Genomic DNA, 22,170 nt, shown 5'->3' with positions numbered 1-22,170 from the left:
GCCGCTCCGAGCGGCTAACGATGGCGCAAAAGCTGGGAAGGCAGGCGCGCCACCATCGAGACGCGGACAGGTCGGCGTGATCGGCCAACGGGTGCAGCGATGAAATCGGCCCGGGCGTCCTCGGTCAACTCGAGATGCGGGCTTCGATGCCGTCGAGCAGGAAGTCGAGGCCCATGCGGAAGGTTTGGTCGGCGTCGAGGTGGGCGGCGTCGCGTACGACCGTCTCCAGCGCGGGGAATCGGCCGGTCGCGAAGGCTCGCTCCAGATAAGGGCCGAAGGCGATCTGCCACTGGTGCTCGTCCATCCCGGTGGCCCGCTCGGCGCGCCGGTCGGCGATCTCCCGGCGCACCGCGCCGATCACGTACGCGTTGACCGCGGCGACCACCGGCATGGCCATGTCCACGTCGACGCCGCCCAGTGCCGCCAGCACGGCCTCCCCTCTGGCCATCGCGTGCGGCCCGAGCTGCGGCCGCCCACCGAGCAGGTCGGCGAACCATTCGTGCTGGTGAGCTGCTTGCCGGGTGGTTGCGGCAAGGGAGCTCAGCACCTCCCGCCAACCGTCTCCGGCCGGCTGGATCTCGGCGTAGACCGCGTCGACCATCAAGTCGAGCAATTCGTCCTTGGTGGCGATGTAGCCGTACAGCCGCATCGGCCCGACGTCCAGCGCGGCGGCGACCTTGCGCAGCGACACCGCCGCCAAGCCGTCCGCGTCGGCGAGCCGGATCGCCGCTCGCACGATCCGCTCCCGGCTCAACGGGGCCGGCACCGGTCGATTCGGTGGCTCCGGTCGCTCCCACACCAACATGCCGCTGACACTACATCGCATGGTTCGATACAGTGTATTGGAAAATACGGTGTATCGGAGGCAATCATGACCATCACCATCGTCGGAGCCGGACTCGGCGGCCTGGCCCTTGCCCGGGTGCTGCACGTGCACGGCATCGAGGCCGTCGTGTACGAACGCGAAGCCTCCCGCGAGGCTCGCGGCCAGGGCGGCATGCTCGACATCCACTCCGGCCAGCGGGCGCTGCGCGAGGCCGGACTGATCGACCGGTTCCACTCGATCGCCCGTGGTGAAGGCCAAGACATGCGACTGCTCGAGCCGGACGGCACCCTGCTGCTCCAGGAGGACACCCCCGACGACGCCCCGCTCGATCGACCCGAGGTCGACCGCGCCGATCTGCGCAACCTGCTGCTGGATTCCCTTCCCGAAGGCGTGGTGCGCTGGGGGCACGCGTTCGAATCCGCCGGCAACGGCCTACTCCACTTCGCCGACGGCAGCACTGCGACGTATGACCTGCTGGTCGGCGCGGACGGCGCGCAGTCCCGGGTCCGCGCACTCCTCACCGACGCCCGCCCGGCGCATATCGGCCAGAACGTCGTCGAGCTCGGCATTCCCGACATCGACCGCACCCATCCCGACCTCGCGGCGATGGTCGGCCGCGGCAACTACTGGGTGCTCGGCAACGGACTATCCCTGGCGGCACAGCGCAACGGCGACGGCCGCGTTCGCATCGGCCTCAGCTTCTACAACACCGGCGAGGACTGGTTCACTACCAGCGGGATCCCGTTCGACGACCCGGCCGCCGCCCGGGCGCGGCTGATCGACCTGCTCCCCGGCTGGGACGCGCGATTCACCGCGCTGATCGCGGCCTGCGACGACACCGTCGTACCGCGGTCGATCACCAGTCTCCCGATCGGCCTGACCTGGCCGTCGAGGCCGGACGTCACGCTGCTCGGCGACGCCGCGCACCTGATGCCGCCGGTGGGCGAGGGCGCCAACATGGCGCTGCTCGACGGCGCCGTGCTCGGCCTCGCACTGGCCGCGCGCCCGGACGACTTCTCCTCCGCCGTAAAAGAATACGAACGCGAGATGTTCGAACGCACCAGCGCCGCCGCCCGGATGTCCGCACGGATACAGGAACTCCTGACATCGCCGGACGCCAGCCGGAGAATGCTCGAGTTCTTCCAACCGGGCTGAAGGTATCCGAATACGGCGCTCATGGTTTCCGCCATTCGTCCGGCGCGCGGCGCACGCCGCGCTCGCTTAGATAGCGCTCAGCGGACGCTCTACGCGGGCATGGCGGTTCACAGTTCTGGTGGATCTTCATCAGGCCGCGCGCGTGTTTCTCGTCCGCGGGCAGGTTGCCGTCCTCACAGTAGTCCTGCACCCAGGAACGCCGAGTCGTCATCGCCGCTCGTCCTCCAGCCGCGCGAAGATCTCTCGTGCCGGTACGGATTCGTCCGGTTCGTCGCCGAGCTCGAGTAGCCAGGGCAGCACCCAGAACACGAGAATCAGCAGTCCGCCGACAGCGGCTACGACGATCAGGACAGTTGCGAGCTCTGCGGTCATTCGGTGACCTTTCGGCACGTCGTGGGTGGTTGGTTGGCACGCGGCGCCGGGGATTCAGGACTCGACCCGACGCCGGGGCCTGCAGATACTTTGTCCTCGATGAACTCATGCGAAGCGGCACATCGTGTGTCACCGTGGAGGCATGGACGATGCCGGGATCGGGGAACGCACCGCCCGGGCGCGCAAGCTCACCCGGCTCACACAGCAACAGCTCGCGCAGAAGGCGAACGTGTCGTTGTCGCTGTTGCGCAAGGTCGAGCGAGGCGCCCGCCCAGCCTCGCCCGCGTTCATCGCGGCCGTGGCCGGGGCACTCGGGGTCGACATCGAGGATCTGACCGGGCAGCCCTACATCCCGGCGCGCGACGATGCCGGAACGCACGCCACGATCCGCGAGTTGCGCCGAAAAATTCTGGCGTTCAATGACGAACCACTGAATGCGCCGACCACCCTGGAAGAGCTGACCACGGCGCTGCATCGGGTACAGGAGAGCAGACGGCGTGGCCGGTACGGCGACCACACCGCCGAACTGCCGGACGTAGTCCATGGTTTGCATGCGCTCGCCGCCGACGAGGCATCCGGGCGGCGTTTGGAGAGGATCTATTCGACGCTCGCCTACGCATATAACAGTGCGTCATCGATCGCCTACCGGTACGGCTACCTCGACCTCGCCGGACTGGCCGCCGAACGATGCGTGTGGGCCGCCGAACGCAGTGGTGACCCCGCGTGGCCGATCGCGGCGGAATACCATCGCGCGCTGATCCTGCTGTACTCCGGCGCGTATGCCGGTGGACTGCGGATCATCGAGCGCGCACACGCAGCCAGTGAGCAACTACCTGCGACGCCGGAAGTACTTGCGGTGCGGGGCGCGCTACACCTGCGGGCGTCAATACTTTCCGCCCGTGCGCTCGACGCCGACACCGCCGACACTCATCTTCGAGAAGCGCGCCGGATCGGCGAGACGATCAGCTCCGACCGATACCAGGAGTATGGGACCGGGTTCCATCTGCCGAACGTCGCTATTCACTCCGTCGCCGTCCCGGTCGAGTTGTCCGATGGCACAACCGCTGTCGCACGCGCCGAGCAGATTCGGCTACCGGCATCGGTGACGCCATCCCGCGCTGGACATCACTGGATCGACGTGTCCCGCGCCTGGTTGCTTCACGGCGACAAGCAGCGTGCCCTCGCCGGCCTCGACCAGGCGCGCCGGATCGCACCGGCGCTGACACGCAACCACCCCCAAGTCCACGAGACCGTCCGCGTGCTCGCCAATACCCGGCGCGGAACCGACTCCCTGGCCCGGTTCGCGAAGTGGGCCAACGTCAAGATTTGAGTCTCGTAGGAAACCACAGCCACGGCCGACCACGCGACGTAGTGCGGTTGGTCAGCGGCTGAGGCGCGGCGGCGGCCGAGCAGGAACGTGAGGTGCGGCGTTCAGAGAGAGCTGGACGAGAAGGGCGTCTGTCGGAGGTGGCGAGACTCCTGCGGCTGGGGCGGCGGCATCACCCGTGAGCGGCGGTTATATGGCCGCGTGGGCATGAGTATCGAGCGTGGCGGCACCGGACAAGGTCTGGACCGCACGCACGGAGTTTCCCGCGCCCGGTGACCGTCCGGTCACGACGTGCGTTCTTCGTGCGGAAAAGGCTGTGCGCCCGATGAATCGGGCGCACAGCTCTATTCCGGTTCACTCATCCGCGGTGTCCGCGAGTTCCGGTCCCGCTCAGCTCTCGCCGACCGAAGTCCCGACGACCTCGCGAGACTCCGGTCCAGAGCCCTCGGGCTTCTCGTCCCCATGCCCCGGCCACCACGCCTTGTGCCCGATGAGCGCCGTGAGCGCGGGCGTGAAGAACATCGCCATGACGAAGGCGGCGATCGCGATACCCACCGAGATGGCGAAGCCCATCTGTGCGAGAACGTTGTTGCCCGCCAGCATCATCGATGCGAAGGTGCCCGCCAGGATCACCCCGGCCGCCGCGATGGTGGGGCCGGTGTGCCGCACGGCCAGCGCCGCGGCCCGTTTCGGTTCGTTGCCCTCGCGCGCTTCTTCCCGCAACCGGGCGACCATGAGGATGTTGTAGTCGGTGCCCAGCGCGACCACGAACAGGTACATGATCACCGGCAGCGTGAAGATCAGACCGGTCTCGCCCCGGAAGTGCTGGAACACCAGCACCGCGGCACCGAGCGTGGCGGCGAAGCCGAGGAACACCGAGGCCATCAGGTACCACGGCGCGACCAGGCTACGCAGCAGCAACCCCAGCACGATCATGATCAGGATCGCCGCCACCGGGAACACGATCGCGTAGTCACGCGCCATCGCTTCCTGGAAGTCGACGAAGACCGAGGTCAGACCACCGACGGCGGCGGTGGCACCGGCGGGCGCCGCGGAATGCGCGACATCGCGCAACGGTCCCTTGACGGTGTCCAGCGCGGCGTCCGACTCGGGCGCGGCAGAGAGCGTCACCGCGAAGTCGGCGATCGACTTGTCCGCGGACAACTTCGGCTCCCCCACCTGTCCCACTCCCGGCACCGCGGCCAGCGCGGCGCGGTAGGCGGCGAGTTGATCGACCGCCAATTCACCACCGCCGGACTGCAACAGGACGTCCGAAGGCTGGGTCGTCCCCGCGGGCAGGCCCTTGACCAATTCCTTGCTGTAGACAACGGATTCGGAGGCCTCCGAAGTTTGCCCCGAGCTGAGGTCGAATGTGGGGTGGAAACCCAAGGCGAAGATCCCGAGCACGACCAGCAAACCGCCGGAGACCGCGGCGAACACAGCGGGCCGCCGGCCGAGCGCATTGCCGATCGCGGTGAATCGCGCGCCCTTCGGTTCGATGCGCCACGCCTTGGACGGCCAGAACACCTTGGTGCCCAGCAGCGAGACCACCGCAGGCACCAGCGTCAGCCCCGCCGCCAGCGCGACCGCCACCGCGATCGCCAGCGCCGGGCCCATGGCGCGGAACATGCCGAGCGTGGACAGCACCAGTGCCATGAACGCGATGATCACCGCGCCCGCCGCGGACGTGATCGCCTCACCCACCCGGGTGACGGCGTTGACCATGGCGGTCTTCGAATCCTCGCCCGCGCGCAGCCGCTCGCGGTAGCGGAACATCAGGAACAGGATGTAGTCGGTGCCGACACCGAACAGCACCACCACCAGAATGGCATTGATCGATGCGTCGATCTGCAAGTCGAAGGCCTTGGCCACCACGGCGATCAGCCCACTCACCATGCTGGAGATCGCGCCGATCACGACGATCGGCAGCAACGCGATCACCGGGCTGCGGAAGATGACCAGCAACAGCACCAGGATCAGCACGACGGTGGCGATACCGACGATGGCCAGCCCCTTGTCGCCCGATTCCCGCTGGTCCAGCACCTGCGCCGCCTGGCCGGTGATGCCCGCCTTCAGCTCGGTGTTCGCGACGCGCGCGGTCAGCTCCTTGCGCAGCGCCTTGACCGCGTCGCCTTGGGTGGTGTCGTTCGGATTCGTCACCTTCGTCATCTGCACCGCGATGATCTGGACCAGGCGGTTCTCCGACGGCGGCGTCGGTTGCATCCCGATGACGTCCTTGACCTGCGCGTCGCGCAGCTCATTGCCGATCGAGACGACCGAAGCGGCGTCCGCACCGGTCAACGGCGTGCCGTCCTTCCGGGCGAACACGATGATCGCCGCGGGAGCGGAGCTGTCCGGGAAAGCCTTCTGCTGCAACTCCAACGCCTGGATGGACTCGTAATGCGAGGGCAGGAAAGCTGATTGGTCTGTAGTGGATTTCAGTTCCGGCGCCGCGGCCACCACCGCGATGGCGAGCAGCACCCACAGGCCGATCACCTTCCACGGATTGTGGACGACCACGGCCCCCAGTCGTGCGAACATCTGCGAATAGATCCTTTCCGGATGTGGAAAAGCGGCGGTATCTCAGATCTGCAGGTCCTGCGAGTTCGGGTGCTCGGCCACGTCGACGACGGTCCGGTAGATGTGCTCCGGAATCCGGCCCCGCAACTCGGCGGGCGAGTCCACGATCTCCACCGTGTAGTCACCCCATTCGCGCTCGCCACTGCCGGGCCGCAGCAGCTCGCGCCAGTTCTTCCATTCGGTCCAGTCGATCGCGACGGACATTTCGCGCCAGTCCGATTCCCGGCGGTGCACCACGAATTTGCCTTTCCGGCTCACGTAGACCCGCACGACGTTCATCCCGACCTTGCCGTATTCGCGGGATTCGCCGAGCAGTCTGCCGAAGAACCGCTGCTGACGCCCGCCACCCGGACCCACGCGCAACACGATTTGGCGCAGGTCGTCCACGTCGCCCGGCTCGGCTGATTCCTTGACGATGGTGACGCCGCAGGCCTGCTCCTCGACAGTGTCCACGCCGCTCAGGTTGTTCGGATCAGTGGTCATGATTTCCCCGTTTCATAGATCAGTGCGCATGTAGGCATGCGTCTACCGTCGACCGGCCCACCCCGAATCCGCCTCTACCGGTGCGGATTCGATGTTCCCAGAAAGTCCGGGCCGTCGTCTCACTATAAGTAGATGTATACGTATAGCGCAAGACCCCGCACGACCGCCGGTCCGACCTGCCGCTGCGAGCCTTCGCTCAGCTAATCGACCTGCCCGACCGGATATCCGTGTTCGAGATACCGGGGACAGCCGTCGATGTATGCCAGGTGTGCTTGCCGCAGACGTCGAGCCAGACGCGGCAACACGTAGTCATGAACGCCGGCGACCGAGACCCACCGCCAGGCATCGAGTTCCGACTCCTGCAATCGGAGGACCCGCTCATCGTCGCCGAGTGCACCGCAGTCGAATATGTACAGGACCTTGTCGCCCTCACCAGGGCTCGGCGCCCAGTCGTGCACCAGCAGCCGATGAACGGAACGGCCGATCCCGAGCTCCTCCAAGAGTTCCCGCCGACAAGCCGCAGCGGGCGCCTCCCCCGGCTCCACATACCCACCCGGTAGATCCCACCCATTGCCATACGTCTTGTGCACGAGCAACACGTCATCGCCGCGCACGAACAACGCTCCCGCGGCCAACCGAGCTCGCCCGACCTCCACCACCCTACTCAACCACGGCAGTCCTCGATCACGGTTCATTCCGAGCCTGCGCCCGGTCCACCTTGCCGTGCCAGCTGGGGCATCTAGGTATCGGAACGCCAATCGTCCGGCAAGACGCGGAAAGCGGAGTAACGGCCGACGGGCCGCAAGGTTCGAAAATCGCGGCGGTCGAGCGTGAGGATCGCGTCGGTATCGAATTCGTCTGCCAGAGCTACGCATACAGCGTCCACCAGGTCCAGATTCAGATTGCCGTACTTTCCACGGATGTCGATCGCGGCGTGCAGCTGTGCCGCATCGACGCCTGAGATGACGATCCGCGTCGACGCCACCCGGTCGGCGATCAGAGCGAGGATGCCGTCGGCCGCCTCGCGTCCGGCTCGGGCGCTCGCCACATGATGCACCTCGGTCAGCGCCAGCGGACTGACAACGATGGCGCTCGCCGAATCGGCAGCTCGGCGCACCGCAAAGTGCTCAGGGTCCGAGCGATTGAAGAGCGCGAGGATTCCTGAGGTATCTGCGATTACGATCATGCCGGCCGGTTCATCGCATTACGGATGTCATCCTTACCAATGGGCCCACCTAGATCGAAAGTCTCGTCATCGCTGAGCAGTGGCGACTCCCACCTGCGATGTCGCATGAGGTAAGCCCGGACAGCATCACGAGTGATCTCGTGTTTCGAGCGCCCCTCGGCATCCGCTTGCGCATTCAGCGCCGCCTCTTCGTCCTCCGGCAACCGCATGGTCCAAGCCATACACTGATGGTATCAGATCTGATACCAATAGGCTCTTTGTTTGTTCCGCCTTCTCAGGCAACAGCAGTGACAAAATCGCATGGTGCGCGTTCTCGTCACCGGAGCGAACGGCTATCTGGGCCAGGCGGTCGTAAGACTGCTGGCTGGAGCCGGGCACGAGCCGATCGCGATGGTTCGCGACTGCGGTTCGCCTCTGCGGGCGCCGACTCGGGTCGCCGACCTGCTGGATGAGGACGGGCTTCGGAAAGCTGTGGACGGCGTGGAGGCGGTGTGCCATCTCGGTGGGCTTACTCGGGCGCGCGAGTCGGCGGCCGATCCGCTGCGGTACTTCCGCGTCAATACCGGCGGGACCGTCGCGTTGCTGGACGCCATGGCCGCCGCCGGAATATCGCGGCTCGTCTTCGCTTCGACCGGCTCGATATACGGAACTCCCGAACGACAGCCGATGACAGAGCGTCTACCCGACGCGCCCCCGCACCCGTACGCGGCGAGCAAGCTGGCCGCCGAGTGGGCGATCAGCGCGCAGGCGGGCACCGGTCGCTTGTCCGCTACCGTGCTGCGCTTGATGAACGTGGCCGGCGGCGCGGATCCCGACCCGACGCGCTTGATTCCCCGAGCATTCGCCGCCGCGAGGAAGGGCTCGGCTCTGGAAGTCAACGGCGACGGCAGCGCTGTCCGCGACTATCTGCATATCGACGACGCCGCAGCGGCTTTCGTCGCGTGTATCGAGAACATACCGCCGAAAGGCGAATTCAGGCGCTTTCTCATCGGCAGCGGCCGCGGCAGCAGCATTCTCGACGTCGTGGCCGCGGTCGAGCGGCGGACCGGACGTCGAATTCAGCTGATCCATCGACCACCGGCGCCAGAACCGGCCGCCCTGATCAGCGACCCAGCCAAGGCTATGGCCGAATTACCTTGGCGCCCAGCGCAGTCGGATCTGGAAACCATCGTGTGCGACACACGGCACCGGGGTGTCCTCAGCCGGTGAGTCCGGCCTGGCCGAGCAGATAAGCGGTCAGCGGACCGTAGTAGTCGGGATGGACTCCGTCATCGAGAGGCACCGTGACCGCGATCTTCCCCTCCGCTTGCCCGGCGAACAGTGCGGGGTCGTTGCTGTCGGCGAATCCCACGGTCTCGATGCCCGCCTCCCCTGCCGCACCGGCCCAGCCGTGGTCGGCGACGACCAGGTCGGGCCATTGGCCGGTTTCGGCCTCGCGCAACTCCCGCAGGGCCGCCCGCATCGGATGCGGGTCATGAGTGTGTCGCAGCGTGCCGTCGGTGCCCAGCGCGGCAACTCCCGAGGTGTAGAGGATCTCGCGATGCTGCGGGCCCCATGGCGTGGTGACCCGATAGGACCACCCGGCAGCCGGCACGAGCACCACGCATCCTGCCGCGCGTAACGCGTCCTCGACAGCGCGATACACGCCCATGAGTGTGTCCGGATGCCCGGTCGCCAGGATCACCGTCTCCCGACGACGAGCGGCGAGCCCGATCCGCGCTCCCATCGCGTCGAGCGCGTCGAGCGTCAGGTCGACGTCGATGGTGTCCGAACCCCGCACATGCCGCGGGTCGGGGCTGACCCCGCACAGACGCGCCATCATCTCCAGCGTCTCGGCGAAGGTCCAATCCTTCAGTGTCAGCCCGAACTGATACCCAGGATCCTTCGACACCATCTTGCGATAGTTCGCGAGATTCCCCTCCCGAGGCGTCGCGACATCACCCGCTATCCGCGTTTTCAGCAGATGTTCCCGCAGCAGCGCTCGATCATAGGTCTGTTCGGATCGACTCACATTCCCCACCGCTCATCCTCCGCATCGGCCGTCGGCGCCACCTATCGCAGTTCCGGTCAGGCCAGGAGTCCGCCGGTTTGCTCGATCGCCACCCGCAACACGACAGTACCCACGCAGGGTGGACGGCAAGAGAATTCCTCGGACGCGCCCGGATACGGCGAAGGCCCGCCTCCGAGAACGGGAAGCGGGCCTTCGGGTTTCACGCCGTGCCGGAGAGGCTTACTTGGCCTTCTCCAGGACCTCGACCAGACGCCAGCGCTTGGTGGCCGACAGCGGACGGGTCTCCATCAGCTGAACGCGGTCGCCGATGCCCGCGACCTCGTTCTCGTCGTGCGCCTTCACCTTCGAGGTGGTGCGAATGATCTTGCCGTAGAGCGGGTGCCGGTTGCGGTCTTCCAGCTCGACGACGATCGTCTTGTTCATCTTGTCCGAGACAACGTAGCCGACCCGCACCTTACGGGTGCCGCGCTGCCCTTCTGCTTTGTCGCTCATGCGGCATCTCCCTTGCCAGCGGGTCCGGTGGCCAGACCGAGCTCGCGCTCACGCATGACCGTGTAGATGCGCGCGATCTCGTGACGGACGACGCGCAGACGACGGTTGTTGTCCAGCTGACCCGTCGCCATCTGGAAGCGCAGGTTGAACAGCTCTTCCTTGGAGTCGCGCAGCTTGGCCACCAACTCCTCTTCGGTGAGCTCGCGGAGCTCTGCGGCCGGTGTTCCGGTAGCCATCAGAACTGCTCCTCCCTGGTCACGATCCTGCACTTCATCGGGAGCTTGTGCATCGCGCGGCGCAGGGCCTCACGAGCGGTCTCCTCGTTCGGGTAGCTCATCTCGAACATCACGCGACCGGGCTTGACGTTCGCGACCCACCACTCCGGCGAACCCTTACCGGAACCCATGCGGGTCTCGGCGGGCTTCTTGGTCAGCGGGCGATCCGGGTAGATGTTGATCCAGATCTTGCCGCCACGGCGGATATGGCGAGTCATCGCGATACGCGCCGACTCGATCTGCCGGTTGGTGACGTACGCCGGCTCCAGCGCCTGGATGCCGAAATCGCCGAACGCCACCGAGGTGCCGCCCTTGGCCGTACCGGAACGGCCCGGGTGGTGCTGCTTGCGGTGCTTCACCTTGCGAGGCATCAGCATGCGTCAGCCCTCCTGTGTCTCTGCCGGGGCGTCGGCCACCGCGGTGGCGGCGCGCCCGGCCTCGGTGCTGGTCGCGGTGGTGCCGGTGGAACCGGACCGACGCGGGCGGCTCGGCCGCTCCCGGCGCGGACGCTCGGGCGCGGCGGCAGCGGCGGCCAGCTCACGCTTGCCACCGACGATGTCGCCCTTGTAGATCCAGACCTTCACGCCGATGCGACCGAAGGTGGTCCTGGCCTCGTAGAGGCCGTAGTCGACGTCGGCGCGCAGCGTGTGCAGCGGCACCCGACCCTCGCGGTAGAACTCCGAGCGCGACATTTCGGCGCCGCCGAGGCGGCCCGAGCACTGCACACGGATGCCCTTGACGTTCGGCGAACGCATGGCCGACTGGATGGCCTTGCGCATCGCGCGACGGAACGCCACACGGTTGGACAGCTGCTCGGCCACGGCCTGGGCGACCAGCTGCGCATCCGACTCGGGGTTCTTGACCTCGAGGATGTTCAGCTGCACCTGCTTGCCGGTCAGCTTCTCCAGCTCGGCGCGGATGCGGTCGGCCTCGGCGCCGCGGCGGCCGATCACGATGCCCGGACGCGCGGTGTGGATGTCCACCCGCACGCGGTCACGGGTGCGCTCGATCTCGACCTTGGCGATGCCCGCCCGCTCCATGCCGGTGGCCAGCAGCTTGCGGATCGCGACGTCTTCCTTCACGTAGTCCGCGTACTGCTTGTCCGCGTACCAACGTGACTTCCAGTCGGTGGTGATACCGAGGCGGAAGCCGTGGGGGTTGATCTTCTGTCCCATTTACTTTGCCCCTCCCTTCCGGCGGTTACGAGTGGCTCCACCGGCGGTGGGGATGCTCTCGACCTCGATGGTGATGTGGCTGGTGCGCTTGCGGATGCGGAACGCACGGCCCTGGGCACGCGGCTGGAACCGCTTCAGGGTGGTGCCCTCGTCGACGTAGGCGGTCGAGATCACCAGCGTGGCCGGGTTCAGGCCGAGGTTGTTCTCGGCGTTGGCCGCGGCGCTCGCGACGACCTTGGCGACCGGCTCGCTCGCGGCCTGGGGCGCGAACTTCAGCAGGGCGAGGGCGTCCTCGACGCGCTTGCCGCGGACCAGGTCCACGACACGGCGTGCCTTCATCGGGGTCACGCGAACGTGCTTGGCGGTCGCGCGCGCGGTCGGGTTCTGAGTCTCAGTCGTCGTCATCGCCGCTTGCTCTTCCGGTCTTCCTTGACGTGGCTCTTGAACGTCCTGGTCGGCGCGAACTCACCGAGCTTGTGCCCGACCATGTTGTCCGAGATGAACACCGGCACGTGCTTGCGGCCGTCGTGCACCGCGAACGTGTGACCGATGAAATCGGGGATGATGGTCGAACGACGCGACCAGGTCTTGATGACCTGCTTGGTGCCCTTCTCGTTCTGCACGTCCACCTTCGCGAGGAGGTGGTCGTCGACGAACGGGCCTTTCTTGAGGCTGCGTGGCATTTCTTACCTCCTCCTTCAGCGCTTCTTGCCGGTCTTGCGACGGCGGACGATGAGCTTGTCGCTCGGACGGTTGGGCTTGCGGGTGCGGCCTTCCGGCTGACCCCAGGGCGAGACCGGGTGGCGACCACCGGAGGTCTTGCCCTCACCACCACCATGCGGGTGGTCGACCGGGTTCATGACGACACCACGGACCGTGGGGCGGCGGCCCTTCCAGCGCATGCGGCCGGCCTTACCCCAGTTGATGTTCGACTGCTCGGCGTTGCCGACCTCGCCGACGGTGGCGCGGCAGCGCACGTCGACGCGACGGATCTCACCGGAGGGCATACGCAGCGTGGCGTAGGGGCCTTCCTTACCCAGCAGCTGGATGCTCATGCCCGCCGAGCGGGCCAGCTTGGCGCCGCCGCCCGGACGCAGCTCCACGGCGTGGATCGTGGTACCGGTCGGGATGTTGCGCAGCGGCAGGTTGTTGCCCGGCTTGATGTCGGCCGTCGGGCCGGACTCGATGCGGGTGCCCTGCGTCACGCCCTTGGGGGCGATGATGTAGCGCTTCTCGCCGTCCACGAAGTGCAGCAGCGCGATGTTCGCGGTGCGGTTCGGGTCGTACTCGATGTGCGCGACCTTGGCCGGGATCCCGTCCTTGTCCAGACGACGGAAGTCGATCAGACGGTAGGCGCGCTTGTGCCCGCCACCGCGGTGCCGGGTGGTGATCCGGCCGTGGGCGTTGCGGCCGCCGGACTTGGTCAGCGGGCGCAGCAGCGACTTCTCCGGGGTCGACCGGGTGATCTCGGCGAAGTCCGAGACGCTGGAGCCGCGGCGGCCCGGCGTAGTCGGCTTGTACTTACGGATTGCCATGAGTTCTTCTCTGCTTTCTGGATTCCCGGGCGCTTACGCGACCGGGCCTCCGAAGATCTCGATGGGCTTGCTGTCGGCCGAGATGGTCACGAGCGCGCGCTTGGTGTTCTTGCGCTTGCCGTAACCGAAGCGGGTCCGCTTGCGCTTGCCCTGACGGTTGGCGGTGTTGACGCTGGTCACCTTCACACCGAAGACCTTCTCCACGGCGATCTTGATCTGCGTCTTGTTCGAGTCCGGGTGCACCAGGAAGGTGTAGGTGCCTTCCTCGATCAGTCCGTAGGACTTCTCGGAGATGACCGGCGCCAGCAGAATGTCGCGGGGGTCGGCGATGGTGGTCACTTGCTCTCCTCCTGTGCAGCCTCGGCCGGGCCGTGCACGAACGCGTTGAGCGCCTCGACGCTGAACACCACGTCGTCGCTGTTGAGCACGTCGTAGGTGTTGAGCTGGTCCGGGGCGATCGGGTGCACGTTCTGCAGGTTCGCCACGCTCTTCCACGCGGCGACGTCCTCGCGGCCGACCACGACCAGGAGCTTCTTGCGGTCCGACAGCTCGGCCAGGAAGCTCTTGGCGGTCTTGGTGGACGGGGTCTGGCCCGCCACCAGTTCGGTGATCACGTGGATGCGCTCGTTGCGCGCCCGGTCGGACAGGGCGCCACGCAGAGCGGCGACCTTCATCTTCTTGGGCAGGCGCTGGGTGTAGTCGCGCGGCTGCGGGCCGTGCACGGTGCCACCGCCGGTGAACTGCGGCGCGCGGGTCGAACCCTGGCGGGCGCGACCGGTGCCCTTCTGCCGGTACGGCTTCTTGCCGCCGCCGGAGACCTGGCCACGGGTCTTGGTCGCGTGCGTGCCCTGGCGGGCCGCGGCCTGCTGGGCCACGACAACCTGGTGCATCAGCGCGATGTTGGCGGTCACGTCGAAGATCTCCGCGGGGAGGTCGACAGTGCCGTTGGTCTTGCCGCCGATCTCCTTGACCGGCAACGTCAGGTTGGCCTTCTTCTCGAGGCTCGTCATGCGTGCGCACCACCCTTCACGGCGCTCTTGACGATCACGACGCCGCCCTTGCGACCCGGGATCGCTCCCTTGATCAGCAGCAGGCCGTTCTCGGCGTCGACCTTGTGCACCGACAGGTTCTGCGTGGTGACGCGGTCGTTACCCATCCGGCCCGACATGCGCATGCCCTTGAACACGCGGCCGGGGGTGGCGCAGCCACCGATCGAGCCCGGACGGCGGTGCACGGCCTGCGCACCGTGCGAGGCGCCCTGGCCACGGAAGCCGTGGCGCTTCATGGTGCCCGCGAAGCCCTTGCCCTTGCTGGTGCCGGTGACGTCGACGTAGCTGCCCTCTTCGAACACCTCGGCGCTGATCTCCTGGCCGACCTCGAAGGTGGAGGCGTCCGCGACGCGGATCTCGGCGACGTGGCGGCGCGGCGTGACACCGGCCTTGGTGAACTGGCCGGAGACCGGCTTGGTCACCTTGCGCGGATCGATGGCGCCGAAGGCGACCTGGACGGCGCTGTAGCCGTCGCGCTCCACGGTGCGAATCTGGGTGACGACGTTCGGCCCGGCCTTGATGACGGTCACGGGAACGACGCGGTTGTTGTCGTCGAAGACCTGGGTCATACCGAGCTTGGTGCCCAGGATGCCGGCGGCCGGCCTGTTCTTGTTGTCAGTCATGTCTCGAGTCCCCGTCACTGAATGTTGACGTCGACGCTGGCCGGCAGGTCGATGCGCATGAGCGCGTCCACCGTCTTCGGCGTCGGGTCGAGGATGTCGATAAGCCGCTTGTGCGTGCGCATCTCGAAGTGCTCGCGCGAGTCCTTGTACTTGTGCGGCGAACGGATGACGCAGTACACGTTCTTCTCGGTCGGCAACGGCACCGGGCCGACGACGCGTGCCCCGGTGCGGGTCACCGTCTCCACGATCTTGCGCGCCGATGCGTCGATCGCCTCGTGGTCATAGGCCTTGAGCCTGATGCGGATCTTTTGTCCCGCCACGCTAAGTGTCCTTTTCTCCGCTTTCCTTCGTGGTCCGGAAGCCCGGCTATACCAGTCCTCTGGACCACCCTCATTTGCACAGCCCGAACACACGAAGACGTCTCAGTGGAGACCCTGACCGGGCACGCCCGATCCTCGCCGCTGTTCATCTGTCATGGTTCTCCGGTACACGCGGTCGGGCGTGTCGCCCGTCCGCTCATTCCTCGGCCTCGGATCGCGATGCATCTCAGGCCTGGAACACTGTCCCGGACGTACCCACGCCAGAAACCCGGCGAGGTACTCGATGGGGTACTGCTCGCCCCGCCCGACCAGCTGTTTCACCTGGAAACAGACACGGCCCGGTGCAAGGCAACCCGAACAGTATGCACGATCCCCGCGAGTCACTTCAAATCGGTGGGGCTGGCCACGAACTTACTTTTGAGTAAGATACGCCGCATGGCAAAAGAGACCGTGACCTATCGCGGCTGGAAGAAGCTGCCGGACAACCGGCTGGGGCATGCCCTGTTCTCGCTCGGGATGGTGGCGCGGGTGCCCTACTTCGGCACCGTGTTGCCGAACGTGGTCCGGCTCGAACCGGGGTTGTGCGAGGTCACCTCCCCGAAGTGGTTCGGCATCCACAACCATCTGGGCACCTTCCACGCGATCGCGGCGTGCAATCTGGCCGAGGTCGCGATGGGCATGCTCAGCGAGGCGACCGTGCCCGCCACGCACCGATGGATCCCCAAGGCGATGAACGTGCGATATCTGGCGAAAGCCGAGACCGGGCTGCGGGCCGTCGCGCGGCTGGCCGAGATCCCCGACTTCGCGAGCATCACCGAGGGGCGCGAGCTGGTGGTGCCGGTGTCGATCTACGACAAGCACGGCCTGGAAGTGGTGCACGCGGACATCACCACCTGGGTCACACCGAAGTAGCCGGCCTCCGCGAGCCGCGCGCGTCCGGTCCCGCGAAAGCTGTCCGAGGTTCGACCGGGGCCGGAACCGATGCGTCGCCCGCGACGAGTCGCCCATGATCGATGTGCAGGATGTTCTCCGCGCATCCGGCGAGATCGTCGGCGAGACAAGCAGAAACGACGATCGTCATGTCCTGGCGCGCGAGAGCTCGCAGCATTCCGGCCAGATAGCGACGCCCGTCGTGGTCCAAGTCGGCCATCGGGTTGTCCAGTACGAGTGCCGTCGTACCCGCGGCCAGCGCTCTGGCCAGGCCGAGCCACTTCTTGTCACTCCGGGACAGACGGAGAACGGGCGTGGAAGCGGAGTCCGCCAAACGCGCGAGATGCATTGCCCGATCGACCAGTTCATCGGCCGCGTCCGCGCTGTGGCCCGCGATCTTCGCGGAGAACCGCACGACCTCCGCGACCGACCAGGTCTCGCTGCTCTCGTACACGTCGGGGACCCAGCCGACCCGGGAGCGGACCACCCATGGCTCTGCGCTCGGATCCGCGTCCTCCACGCGGAGCCACCCTCGATGTGGCCGCAACCGACCGGCGAGCATCGACAACAGCGTCGTCTTGCCCGCGCCGTTCGGCCCGACGACCGCGGTGACCCGGCCCGCGGGGGCGCGGAAGGTCACGTCGTCGACCACCGCGACTCCGGCGAATTCGCGGCGCAGCCCGCTACAAGTAATGCCGAGACTCACCGAGGTTCTCCATCTTCGTGATCCGGTCCGGCCAGGGTGCGCTCAGCAGGGCAACGTTCGCCGATCCCCGGCGAGCGCGGAGAGAACGGCGGCGGTGGCGCGTGGGTCTTCCAGCATGCCGCTGTGGTCGGCCGCGTCGGCAGGACATCCGTCCTGCAGCCACACGTTGCGGTCGGCTGGGTCGGGCGCAGCGAGCAGGGCGGTGTCCTGCGGCGTGATCACCTGGTCGGCGCGGGACGCGATGGCCGTGTACCGGAGACCGGGCACGGTCTCGCCTCCCGCGTTCAGCCGGTTCAGCAGCGGTGACCCGACCACCTGCTGCTGGCCCGGAGTCCCGAAGACCTGGGCCGCGATCTGCGCGTCGCCCAGGCCGAGCGCGGCCAGGTCCGGATAGCTGCCGCGCAACCCGGCCCAGGTCGAGCCGCGATACGGCGTGCCGAGAGTCACCACTTGGGACACCGCCTCCGCGCCGCGGGCGCGCAGATACTGCCGGATCACCGTACCGCCGGTGGAGTGGCCGACCAGCGCCACCCGCCTCGCGCCCGTCGTCTCCCGCACCGCCCGCACGACTTCGGCGAGCTCGCCCGCCATCCGGTCGATGTCGGCCACGCCGTAGACGACACGTCCCAGCAGTGCGGCGCCGATCGGCCCGACGCCGGTGGAGCTGGAGCCGGTCTGCCCGCTCACCGCGTCGACGACACCCGGCGCGGCGCCGAGATTCGCGGCGAACACGCAATGTCCCTCGGCCCGGATGGCCGGCGCGAGCAGGGGGAAGCTGCGGCCGATATCGGTGCCCGAGCCGTGCACGAGCACCACCGGCTCCGGTCGCGCCGGTGTGGGCAGGCAAGACCAGTCGTTGGCGCCGTCCAGCGCCGGTGTCTCCGGGGCGGCGGCCACGGTCGGCGCATGGCACAGCGCCACACAGGCAGCGGCCATCACGAGGCCGACGACACGCGCGGCCCGAGTGCGAACAGTCATTTCGAATTCCCGCGGATCAGATTCCCAATGGAGCGGCCAGCGTCGGCCACGAATCCTTCAGCGCGTCCTCCCAATAGCCCCAGGAATGGGTGCCTTCCGGGCGGAAGTTGTATCGCGCGGGGATTCCGAGGCTGTCCAGCCGGTCTTTCATGTTGTGCGAGCAGTAATTGGTGGCCGCTTCGATCACACCGCCGACGACGAGCTGATTCGCGAAACCCCACGGACCGTTCAGCGAATATTTCCCGCCGTATCGGTCGTAGACGCCGGGGATGCCATTTCCACTGGCGATGTAGATGGATTTGCCACGCAATCCCTCCGCCTGCACGTAGGGATCATTGGCCACCCATTGCGGGTCGCCCGCGGGCCCCCACATGTTGTCCAGTTCCGCGAGACCCCATTCCTCGACGGTCAGCCGGACGAACTCACGGCCGACCGGATCGCTGGTCTGCGCGCAACCGCTGTATGCGGCGACGCCGGAGTACAGGTCACCCGTGGTCGCGGCGAGCGCGAGTGTCGTGGTCCCCGACATCGAGAACCCCGCGAGGGCATTGCGCCCGCTGGTCCCGAGATACGAGTCGATCAGCGGAGGCAGTTCGCGGCTCAGGAAGGTCCGCCACTTCTGGCGCCCCAACCTGGCGTCGTCCTTCTCCCAGTCCGCGTAGTAGCTGAACATGCCGCCGATCGGCGTGACCGCGTGCACGTTCTTGTCCGCGAGGAATTGCATCGCGTCGGTCTTCGTGGCCCAGGTCGAGCCGTCGATGCCACCGGCCGCGCCGAGCAGCAGATACAGCACCGGCCGGGGAACGCTGGTGTCCGCGGCGCGCTGCACTTCCACCGGAATATCGAGATCCATGGCAGCGGAATGCACCGTCAATGTCAGGTTCCGCGCACTGTGCTCCTGCACGGAAACAATAGAAGACTCCGCGGGCGCGGCCTGGGCCTGCACCGAGACCATTGCCGATGCGGCCGCAGCGCCGGCGACGACCGCCGACAGCAGCAACCGGCGGAGGTGGCTCCCTCTCATGACTCCCCTTATCCCGAATCCCGGAACGCCTCGCGTTCCGAGCTCAGGCTATGGACTGTCCCGAGCCGTTTCACGACTGAAGTTGCTGGGCCACCGATTCTGGGGGCATGCCCGTGCACCGGAATTCGCACCGTTTCGAACCGATCCGATTCCGAAATAGCGAGACCCGAATTCCTTGGGCTCGCAGGCGTGGAATAGTTGCGCTTCCGTCGGCCCACCGGATTGAATGCCCCTATGGGTGTCAGCGCGGACCGGGAAGTCGATGTGTGCGTGGTCGGGCTCGGTCCCACCGGACGGGCGCTCGCGCACCGCGCCATGATCGCGGGGCTGTCGGTGACCGCGATCGACCCGCGCCCCGAACGGCTGTGGCCGCCCACCTTCTCCTGCTGGGTGGACGAGCTGCCGCAATGGCTGCCGTCCACGGCTGTCGCGACGACCATCCCGGCGCCCAGAGTGTGGACGAAGACCGAGCATCGCATCGACCGTCCCTACTGCGTGCTGTCCAAGCCCGGCCTGCGCGCGGCGCTACCGCTCGATGACGCCACCGTCGTCGCGGGCCGCGCCACGCGGGTGGGCGCGCACGAGGTCGAACTCGCCGACGGCACGGTGCACCGGGCGGCGGCGGTGTTCGACGCCCGTGGGCTGCCCCCGCTGGGACGCCGCCGCGGGGCGAGCGCGCACGGCATCTTCGTCGACGCCGAGGCGGCCGCGCCGATGATCGCCGAAGGCGAGGGCCTGCTGCTGGACTGGCGGCCGGAGAACGGCGCGGGCCCGGACGAGCCGCCGTCGTTCCTCTACGCGGTGCCGCTCGGCGACGGCACGGTGATCTTCGAGGAGACCAGTCTCGGCCTCCGGGGCGGCATGCCGCAGCACGAACTGCGCAAGCGCACACTCGCGCGCCTCGCCGCGCACGGCATCCGCCTCGCCGGCGACGAACCGAGCGAGGCGGCGCACTATCCACTCGACCAGCCGCCGCCACGCACCGGCAAGGCGCGCGCGATTGCGTTCGGCTCGCGCGGCGGCATGATGCACCCGTGCACCGGGTACAGCGTCGCCGACTCACTGGCACTGGTCGACACCGCGATCACCGCGCTGTTGGAAGGGCGCGACCCCATCGCCGCGCTGTGGCCGCCGCGCGCACGGCTGGTGTATCGGATGCGGATGCGCGGCCTCTACGGCCTCGGCAGACTCACCACCGAGCAGTCCATCGCCATGTTCGACGCGTTCTTCAGCGCCACCCCGCGTGGTCAGCGCGCCCTGCTGTCCGCGCACGACGACTACACGGCGCTGGGCGCTGTGCTGTTCGGCACGGTCGCGCACACCTGGCCGTTCCGCTGGCGTTACGACCTGGTCGGCTGGGCCAATCGGAACCGCTGGCTGGATTACGAGTTCGCCGAACCGCGCGAAGACGCCGAACGCCGGGTCCGATGATCGGAACCCGGCGCACGGTGACGACTGGTGGCTACGGCCCCGTTTCCGCGGCCCGCCGGTATCCCCTGATCGCCGGGTAGGCGAAGACGACGATCATCCCGAGCGTCCAGGCGAGCGTCTCGAGCAGCGGGTCGGCGACCGCACCGCCGTAGGACAACCCGCGCATCGCATCGATCGCGCAACTCATCGGCTGATGCGCCACTACGTCCTGCAACCAGATCGGGTAGGCGAAAACCGGAACGAAACCCGAGTTGAAGAACATCAGCAAGGTGCTGATCATGCCGATGATGTTCACCAGCATCACGCCCTCGGACACGGTGGCAAGCGCGGTGACCAGGACGGCGAACGCCACCCCGAACAGCACCGGGATGCCGATCAACGCCAGCGCCGCGACCGGTCCCTGATCGAAGCGGAAACCGAGCAGCAGACCGACCGCGACGACGAACACCGTTGTCACCAGGACACGGATCGCCTCGGCGAGCAGCCGCCCGGTGAATCCGGCCGCACGGTGCACCGGCATCGTCCAGAACCGGCCGAGCAGCCCGGTCATCTTCTCGGTCTTGAAGCCGAGGGCGCTGACCACCGCGCCGGACATCGCCGCGACCAACGTCAACAACGGGACCGTGCCGTACACGGCGGGCATGCCGGTGGCCCCGGAGACGGGCTTGTTCAGCACGATGTAGAACATCACCAAGGTGAGCGCGGGATACACCAGCGTCTGGATGGTCGTCGCCGGATCACGCGCCCAGACCAGCAGCAGCCGCTTGCACTGGATCAGGCTCTGCACCACCCAGGTGACCAGCGAGCCTTCCGGCCTCGTCCGGACGACGGGCAGCGGTTCGGCCGGGCGTCCCTCGAACACCTCGGTCTGCGGCGCGGTGCGCTCCACGGTCGATTCCACCGAACTCATGACCGCCTCACACTCGCCCAGATCGCCAACGGGGTGAACACCGCCGCCAGCCCGATCAACCACACCAGCGGAACCCACAGCACGTGCCAGGTCACGCCGTCGGCCGCCATGTCGCGCAGCGCGAAGGAGAACTGGGAGATCGGCTGATTGCGCACGAACGGGCGAATCCATTCCGGGAAGTTGCGTTCCGGCACGAATCCGCAGGAGAGCATGCCGAAGATCAGCGTCGGCAGCGTCAGCGCCTGACTCAGCGACTCCGGGCTCTTGGTCAGACTGCCGAGCCCGTCGGCGCCGACCGCGAGCACCGTGCCGACCGCGAGAGAGAACGCGCAGAACAGCACGGCCTGCCCGACGCCTGCGACGAAGCGGAAACCGATCAGGTACCCGAACAGCACCGCGGCGGTCAGCGAGGTCACCGACCGGACCAGCCCGGCGCAGATGCGCGAGGTGAACGGCACCAGCGTGCCGATCGGCATGGTCTGCAGTCGGGTACTCAGGCCGGTCATCGCCTCGAACGCGGCCAGCTGCGCGTTCGACATCATGGTGAAGGCCATGGTCTGCAACACGATGATCGGCATGACGTACTGGGCGTAGTCGACGCCCTGGATCTTCATCACGTAGCGCAACGGCAGATAGAAACCGAGGGTGAAGATCAGCGGCGTGACCGCGGCGACGATCAGCTCGCCCTTGGTCGCCATGGTGCGGACGATGCGGCCGGTCAGCGCGCGCCACTGCGCGAACGACGACAGCCGCGCCGCGGGCAACTCGGCGAACAGCGTCAC

The 22,170-nt window shown here is 67.3% G+C and carries 29 protein-coding genes; 5 read left to right on the top strand and 24 right to left on the bottom strand.

Annotated features, from left to right (window positions below):
* Positions 1-124: 124 nt before the first annotated feature.
* Positions 125-766, bottom strand: a complete 642-nt coding sequence (locus ACFV2O_RS12920; protein ID WP_379251942.1) for a TetR/AcrR family transcriptional regulator — start codon at positions 764-766, stop codon at positions 125-127.
* A 105-nt stretch (positions 767-871) separates the two neighbouring features.
* Between ACFV2O_RS12920 and ACFV2O_RS12915 the strand changes: the two genes are divergently transcribed.
* Entirely contained in the window at positions 872-1,981 is a 1,110-nt protein-coding gene (locus ACFV2O_RS12915) for an FAD-dependent oxidoreductase (protein ID WP_379251941.1), read from the top strand.
* A gap of 207 nt (positions 1,982-2,188) precedes the next feature.
* On the opposite strand, the gene ACFV2O_RS12910 is transcribed toward ACFV2O_RS12915, so the two are convergent.
* Positions 2,189-2,353: a hypothetical protein gene (locus ACFV2O_RS12910; protein ID WP_379251940.1), complete on the bottom strand. Its 165-nt coding sequence runs from the start codon at positions 2,351-2,353 to the stop codon at positions 2,189-2,191.
* Positions 2,354-2,495: 142 nt separating this feature from the next.
* On the opposite strand from ACFV2O_RS12910, the gene ACFV2O_RS12905 reads away from it, so the two are divergent.
* The gene (locus ACFV2O_RS12905; protein ID WP_379251939.1) at positions 2,496-3,683 is read left to right on the top strand and encodes a helix-turn-helix domain-containing protein; all 1,188 of its coding nucleotides are present in this window, start codon (positions 2,496-2,498) and stop codon (positions 3,681-3,683) included.
* A gap of 387 nt (positions 3,684-4,070) precedes the next feature.
* Here the strand turns inward: ACFV2O_RS12905 and ACFV2O_RS12900 are convergent, their stop codons facing one another.
* From ACFV2O_RS12900 to ACFV2O_RS12880, 5 genes are all read right to left on the bottom strand, one after another.
* Positions 4,071-6,221 carry an MMPL family transporter gene (locus ACFV2O_RS12900; protein ID WP_379251938.1) on the bottom strand — a complete coding sequence of 717 codons (2,151 nt, stop codon included), beginning with the start codon at positions 6,219-6,221 and terminating at the stop codon, positions 4,071-4,073.
* Positions 6,222-6,263: 42 nt separating this feature from the next.
* Entirely contained in the window at positions 6,264-6,743 is a 480-nt protein-coding gene (locus ACFV2O_RS12895; RefSeq protein ID WP_364430669.1) for an EXLDI protein, read from the bottom strand.
* A 200-nt stretch (positions 6,744-6,943) separates the two neighbouring features.
* A complete protein-coding gene (locus ACFV2O_RS12890) occupies positions 6,944-7,402 on the bottom strand; it encodes an NUDIX domain-containing protein (protein WP_379252174.1) in 459 nt (152 codons plus the stop codon).
* A gap of 80 nt (positions 7,403-7,482) precedes the next feature.
* Complete coding sequence (locus ACFV2O_RS12885; RefSeq protein ID WP_379251937.1) at positions 7,483-7,929, bottom strand: type II toxin-antitoxin system VapC family toxin; 447 nt, start codon at positions 7,927-7,929, stop codon at positions 7,483-7,485.
* Entirely contained in the window at positions 7,926-8,150 is a 225-nt protein-coding gene (locus tag ACFV2O_RS12880; RefSeq protein ID WP_051046219.1) for a CopG family transcriptional regulator, read from the bottom strand. Before ACFV2O_RS12880 ends, ACFV2O_RS12885 begins: the two co-directional genes overlap by 4 nt.
* A gap of 82 nt (positions 8,151-8,232) precedes the next feature.
* Between ACFV2O_RS12880 and ACFV2O_RS12875 the strand changes: the two genes are divergently transcribed.
* Positions 8,233-9,138: an NAD-dependent epimerase/dehydratase family protein gene (locus tag ACFV2O_RS12875; protein ID WP_379251936.1), complete on the top strand. Its 906-nt coding sequence runs from the start codon at positions 8,233-8,235 to the stop codon at positions 9,136-9,138.
* Here the strand turns inward: ACFV2O_RS12875 and ACFV2O_RS12870 are convergent.
* The 12 genes from ACFV2O_RS12870 to rpsJ form a co-directional block, all read right to left on the bottom strand.
* The gene (locus ACFV2O_RS12870; RefSeq protein ID WP_379251935.1) at positions 9,128-9,940 is read right to left on the bottom strand and encodes a phosphatase; all 813 of its coding nucleotides are present in this window, start codon (positions 9,938-9,940) and stop codon (positions 9,128-9,130) included. The genes ACFV2O_RS12875 and ACFV2O_RS12870 overlap by 11 nt on opposite strands.
* 219 nt (positions 9,941-10,159) lie before the next feature.
* Positions 10,160-10,432 carry a 30S ribosomal protein S17 gene (gene rpsQ / locus ACFV2O_RS12865; protein ID WP_355076029.1) on the bottom strand — a complete coding sequence of 91 codons (273 nt, stop codon included), beginning with the start codon at positions 10,430-10,432 and terminating at the stop codon, positions 10,160-10,162.
* On the bottom strand, positions 10,429-10,668 hold the full coding sequence (rpmC, locus tag ACFV2O_RS12860; protein WP_040864843.1) for a 50S ribosomal protein L29: 240 nt from the start codon (positions 10,666-10,668) through the stop codon (positions 10,429-10,431). Before rpmC ends, rpsQ begins: the two co-directional genes overlap by 4 nt.
* Positions 10,668-11,084 carry a 50S ribosomal protein L16 gene (gene rplP / locus ACFV2O_RS12855; RefSeq protein ID WP_063021258.1) on the bottom strand — a complete coding sequence of 139 codons (417 nt, stop codon included), beginning with the start codon at positions 11,082-11,084 and terminating at the stop codon, positions 10,668-10,670. Before rplP ends, rpmC begins: the two co-directional genes overlap by 1 nt.
* Before the next feature lie 3 nt (positions 11,085-11,087).
* On the bottom strand, positions 11,088-11,882 hold the full coding sequence (gene rpsC, locus ACFV2O_RS12850; protein ID WP_379251934.1) for a 30S ribosomal protein S3: 795 nt from the start codon (positions 11,880-11,882) through the stop codon (positions 11,088-11,090).
* Positions 11,883-12,287: a 50S ribosomal protein L22 gene (gene rplV / locus ACFV2O_RS12845; RefSeq protein ID WP_063021257.1), complete on the bottom strand. Its 405-nt coding sequence runs from the start codon at positions 12,285-12,287 to the stop codon at positions 11,883-11,885.
* Positions 12,284-12,565: a 30S ribosomal protein S19 gene (rpsS, locus tag ACFV2O_RS12840; RefSeq protein ID WP_014981659.1), complete on the bottom strand. Its 282-nt coding sequence runs from the start codon at positions 12,563-12,565 to the stop codon at positions 12,284-12,286. The genes rplV and rpsS overlap by 4 nt, the downstream gene beginning before the upstream one ends.
* 15 nt (positions 12,566-12,580) lie before the next feature.
* On the bottom strand, positions 12,581-13,417 hold the full coding sequence (rplB, locus tag ACFV2O_RS12835) for a 50S ribosomal protein L2 (RefSeq protein WP_039795441.1): 837 nt from the start codon (positions 13,415-13,417) through the stop codon (positions 12,581-12,583).
* Between the two features lie 33 nt (positions 13,418-13,450).
* Positions 13,451-13,756 carry a 50S ribosomal protein L23 gene (gene rplW, locus ACFV2O_RS12830; protein WP_011207266.1) on the bottom strand — a complete coding sequence of 102 codons (306 nt, stop codon included), beginning with the start codon at positions 13,754-13,756 and terminating at the stop codon, positions 13,451-13,453.
* Complete coding sequence (gene rplD / locus ACFV2O_RS12825; RefSeq protein WP_039795438.1) at positions 13,753-14,427, bottom strand: 50S ribosomal protein L4; 675 nt, start codon at positions 14,425-14,427, stop codon at positions 13,753-13,755. Before rplD ends, rplW begins: the two co-directional genes overlap by 4 nt.
* Positions 14,424-15,089, bottom strand: coding sequence for a 50S ribosomal protein L3 (rplC, locus tag ACFV2O_RS12820; RefSeq protein ID WP_355076024.1), 666 nt, complete (start codon positions 15,087-15,089; stop codon positions 14,424-14,426). The genes rplD and rplC overlap by 4 nt, the downstream gene beginning before the upstream one ends.
* A 14-nt stretch (positions 15,090-15,103) precedes the next feature.
* Positions 15,104-15,409 (bottom strand): 30S ribosomal protein S10, encoded by a 306-nt coding sequence (gene rpsJ / locus ACFV2O_RS12815; protein WP_003938093.1) that lies wholly within the window; start codon positions 15,407-15,409, stop codon positions 15,104-15,106.
* A gap of 435 nt (positions 15,410-15,844) precedes the next feature.
* On the opposite strand from rpsJ, the gene ACFV2O_RS12810 reads away from it, so the two are divergent.
* Positions 15,845-16,321 (top strand): hotdog fold domain-containing protein, encoded by a 477-nt coding sequence (locus ACFV2O_RS12810; RefSeq protein ID WP_379251933.1) that lies wholly within the window; start codon positions 15,845-15,847, stop codon positions 16,319-16,321.
* Here the strand turns inward: ACFV2O_RS12810 and ACFV2O_RS12805 are convergent.
* The 3 genes from ACFV2O_RS12805 to ACFV2O_RS12795 are packed head-to-tail and all read right to left on the bottom strand — an operon-like array spanning position 16,308 to position 19,047.
* Positions 16,308-17,045, bottom strand: coding sequence for an ATP-binding cassette domain-containing protein (locus ACFV2O_RS12805; protein ID WP_379251932.1), 738 nt, complete (start codon positions 17,043-17,045; stop codon positions 16,308-16,310). The two genes, ACFV2O_RS12810 and ACFV2O_RS12805, sit on opposite strands and share 14 nt — an antisense overlap.
* A gap of 42 nt (positions 17,046-17,087) precedes the next feature.
* Complete coding sequence (locus ACFV2O_RS12800; protein WP_379251931.1) at positions 17,088-18,023, bottom strand: lipase family alpha/beta hydrolase; 936 nt, start codon at positions 18,021-18,023, stop codon at positions 17,088-17,090.
* Positions 18,024-18,039: 16 nt separating this feature from the next.
* Positions 18,040-19,047 (bottom strand): alpha/beta hydrolase, encoded by a 1,008-nt coding sequence (locus ACFV2O_RS12795; RefSeq protein WP_379251930.1) that lies wholly within the window; start codon positions 19,045-19,047, stop codon positions 18,040-18,042.
* A gap of 234 nt (positions 19,048-19,281) precedes the next feature.
* On the opposite strand from ACFV2O_RS12795, the gene ACFV2O_RS12790 reads away from it, so the two are divergent.
* A complete protein-coding gene (locus tag ACFV2O_RS12790; RefSeq protein ID WP_379251929.1) occupies positions 19,282-20,478 on the top strand; it encodes a lycopene cyclase family protein in 1,197 nt (398 codons plus the stop codon).
* A gap of 31 nt (positions 20,479-20,509) precedes the next feature.
* Here ACFV2O_RS12790 and ACFV2O_RS12785 read toward each other — a convergent pair whose 3' ends face one another.
* Both ACFV2O_RS12785 and ACFV2O_RS12780 read right to left on the bottom strand, forming a co-directional pair.
* On the bottom strand, positions 20,510-21,388 hold the full coding sequence (locus ACFV2O_RS12785; RefSeq protein ID WP_356964876.1) for an ABC transporter permease: 879 nt from the start codon (positions 21,386-21,388) through the stop codon (positions 20,510-20,512).
* Positions 21,385-22,170: an ABC transporter permease gene (locus ACFV2O_RS12780; protein WP_355076316.1), complete on the bottom strand. Its 786-nt coding sequence runs from the start codon at positions 22,168-22,170 to the stop codon at positions 21,385-21,387. The genes ACFV2O_RS12785 and ACFV2O_RS12780 overlap by 4 nt, the downstream gene beginning before the upstream one ends.

Origin of the sequence: Nocardia sp. NPDC059691 (assembly GCF_042733915.1) — a bacterium.
GTDB classification, from domain to species: Bacteria; Actinomycetota; Actinomycetes; order Mycobacteriales; family Mycobacteriaceae; genus Nocardia; species Nocardia sichangensis.
This window is presented reverse-complemented; position numbering and strand designations above follow the sequence as displayed.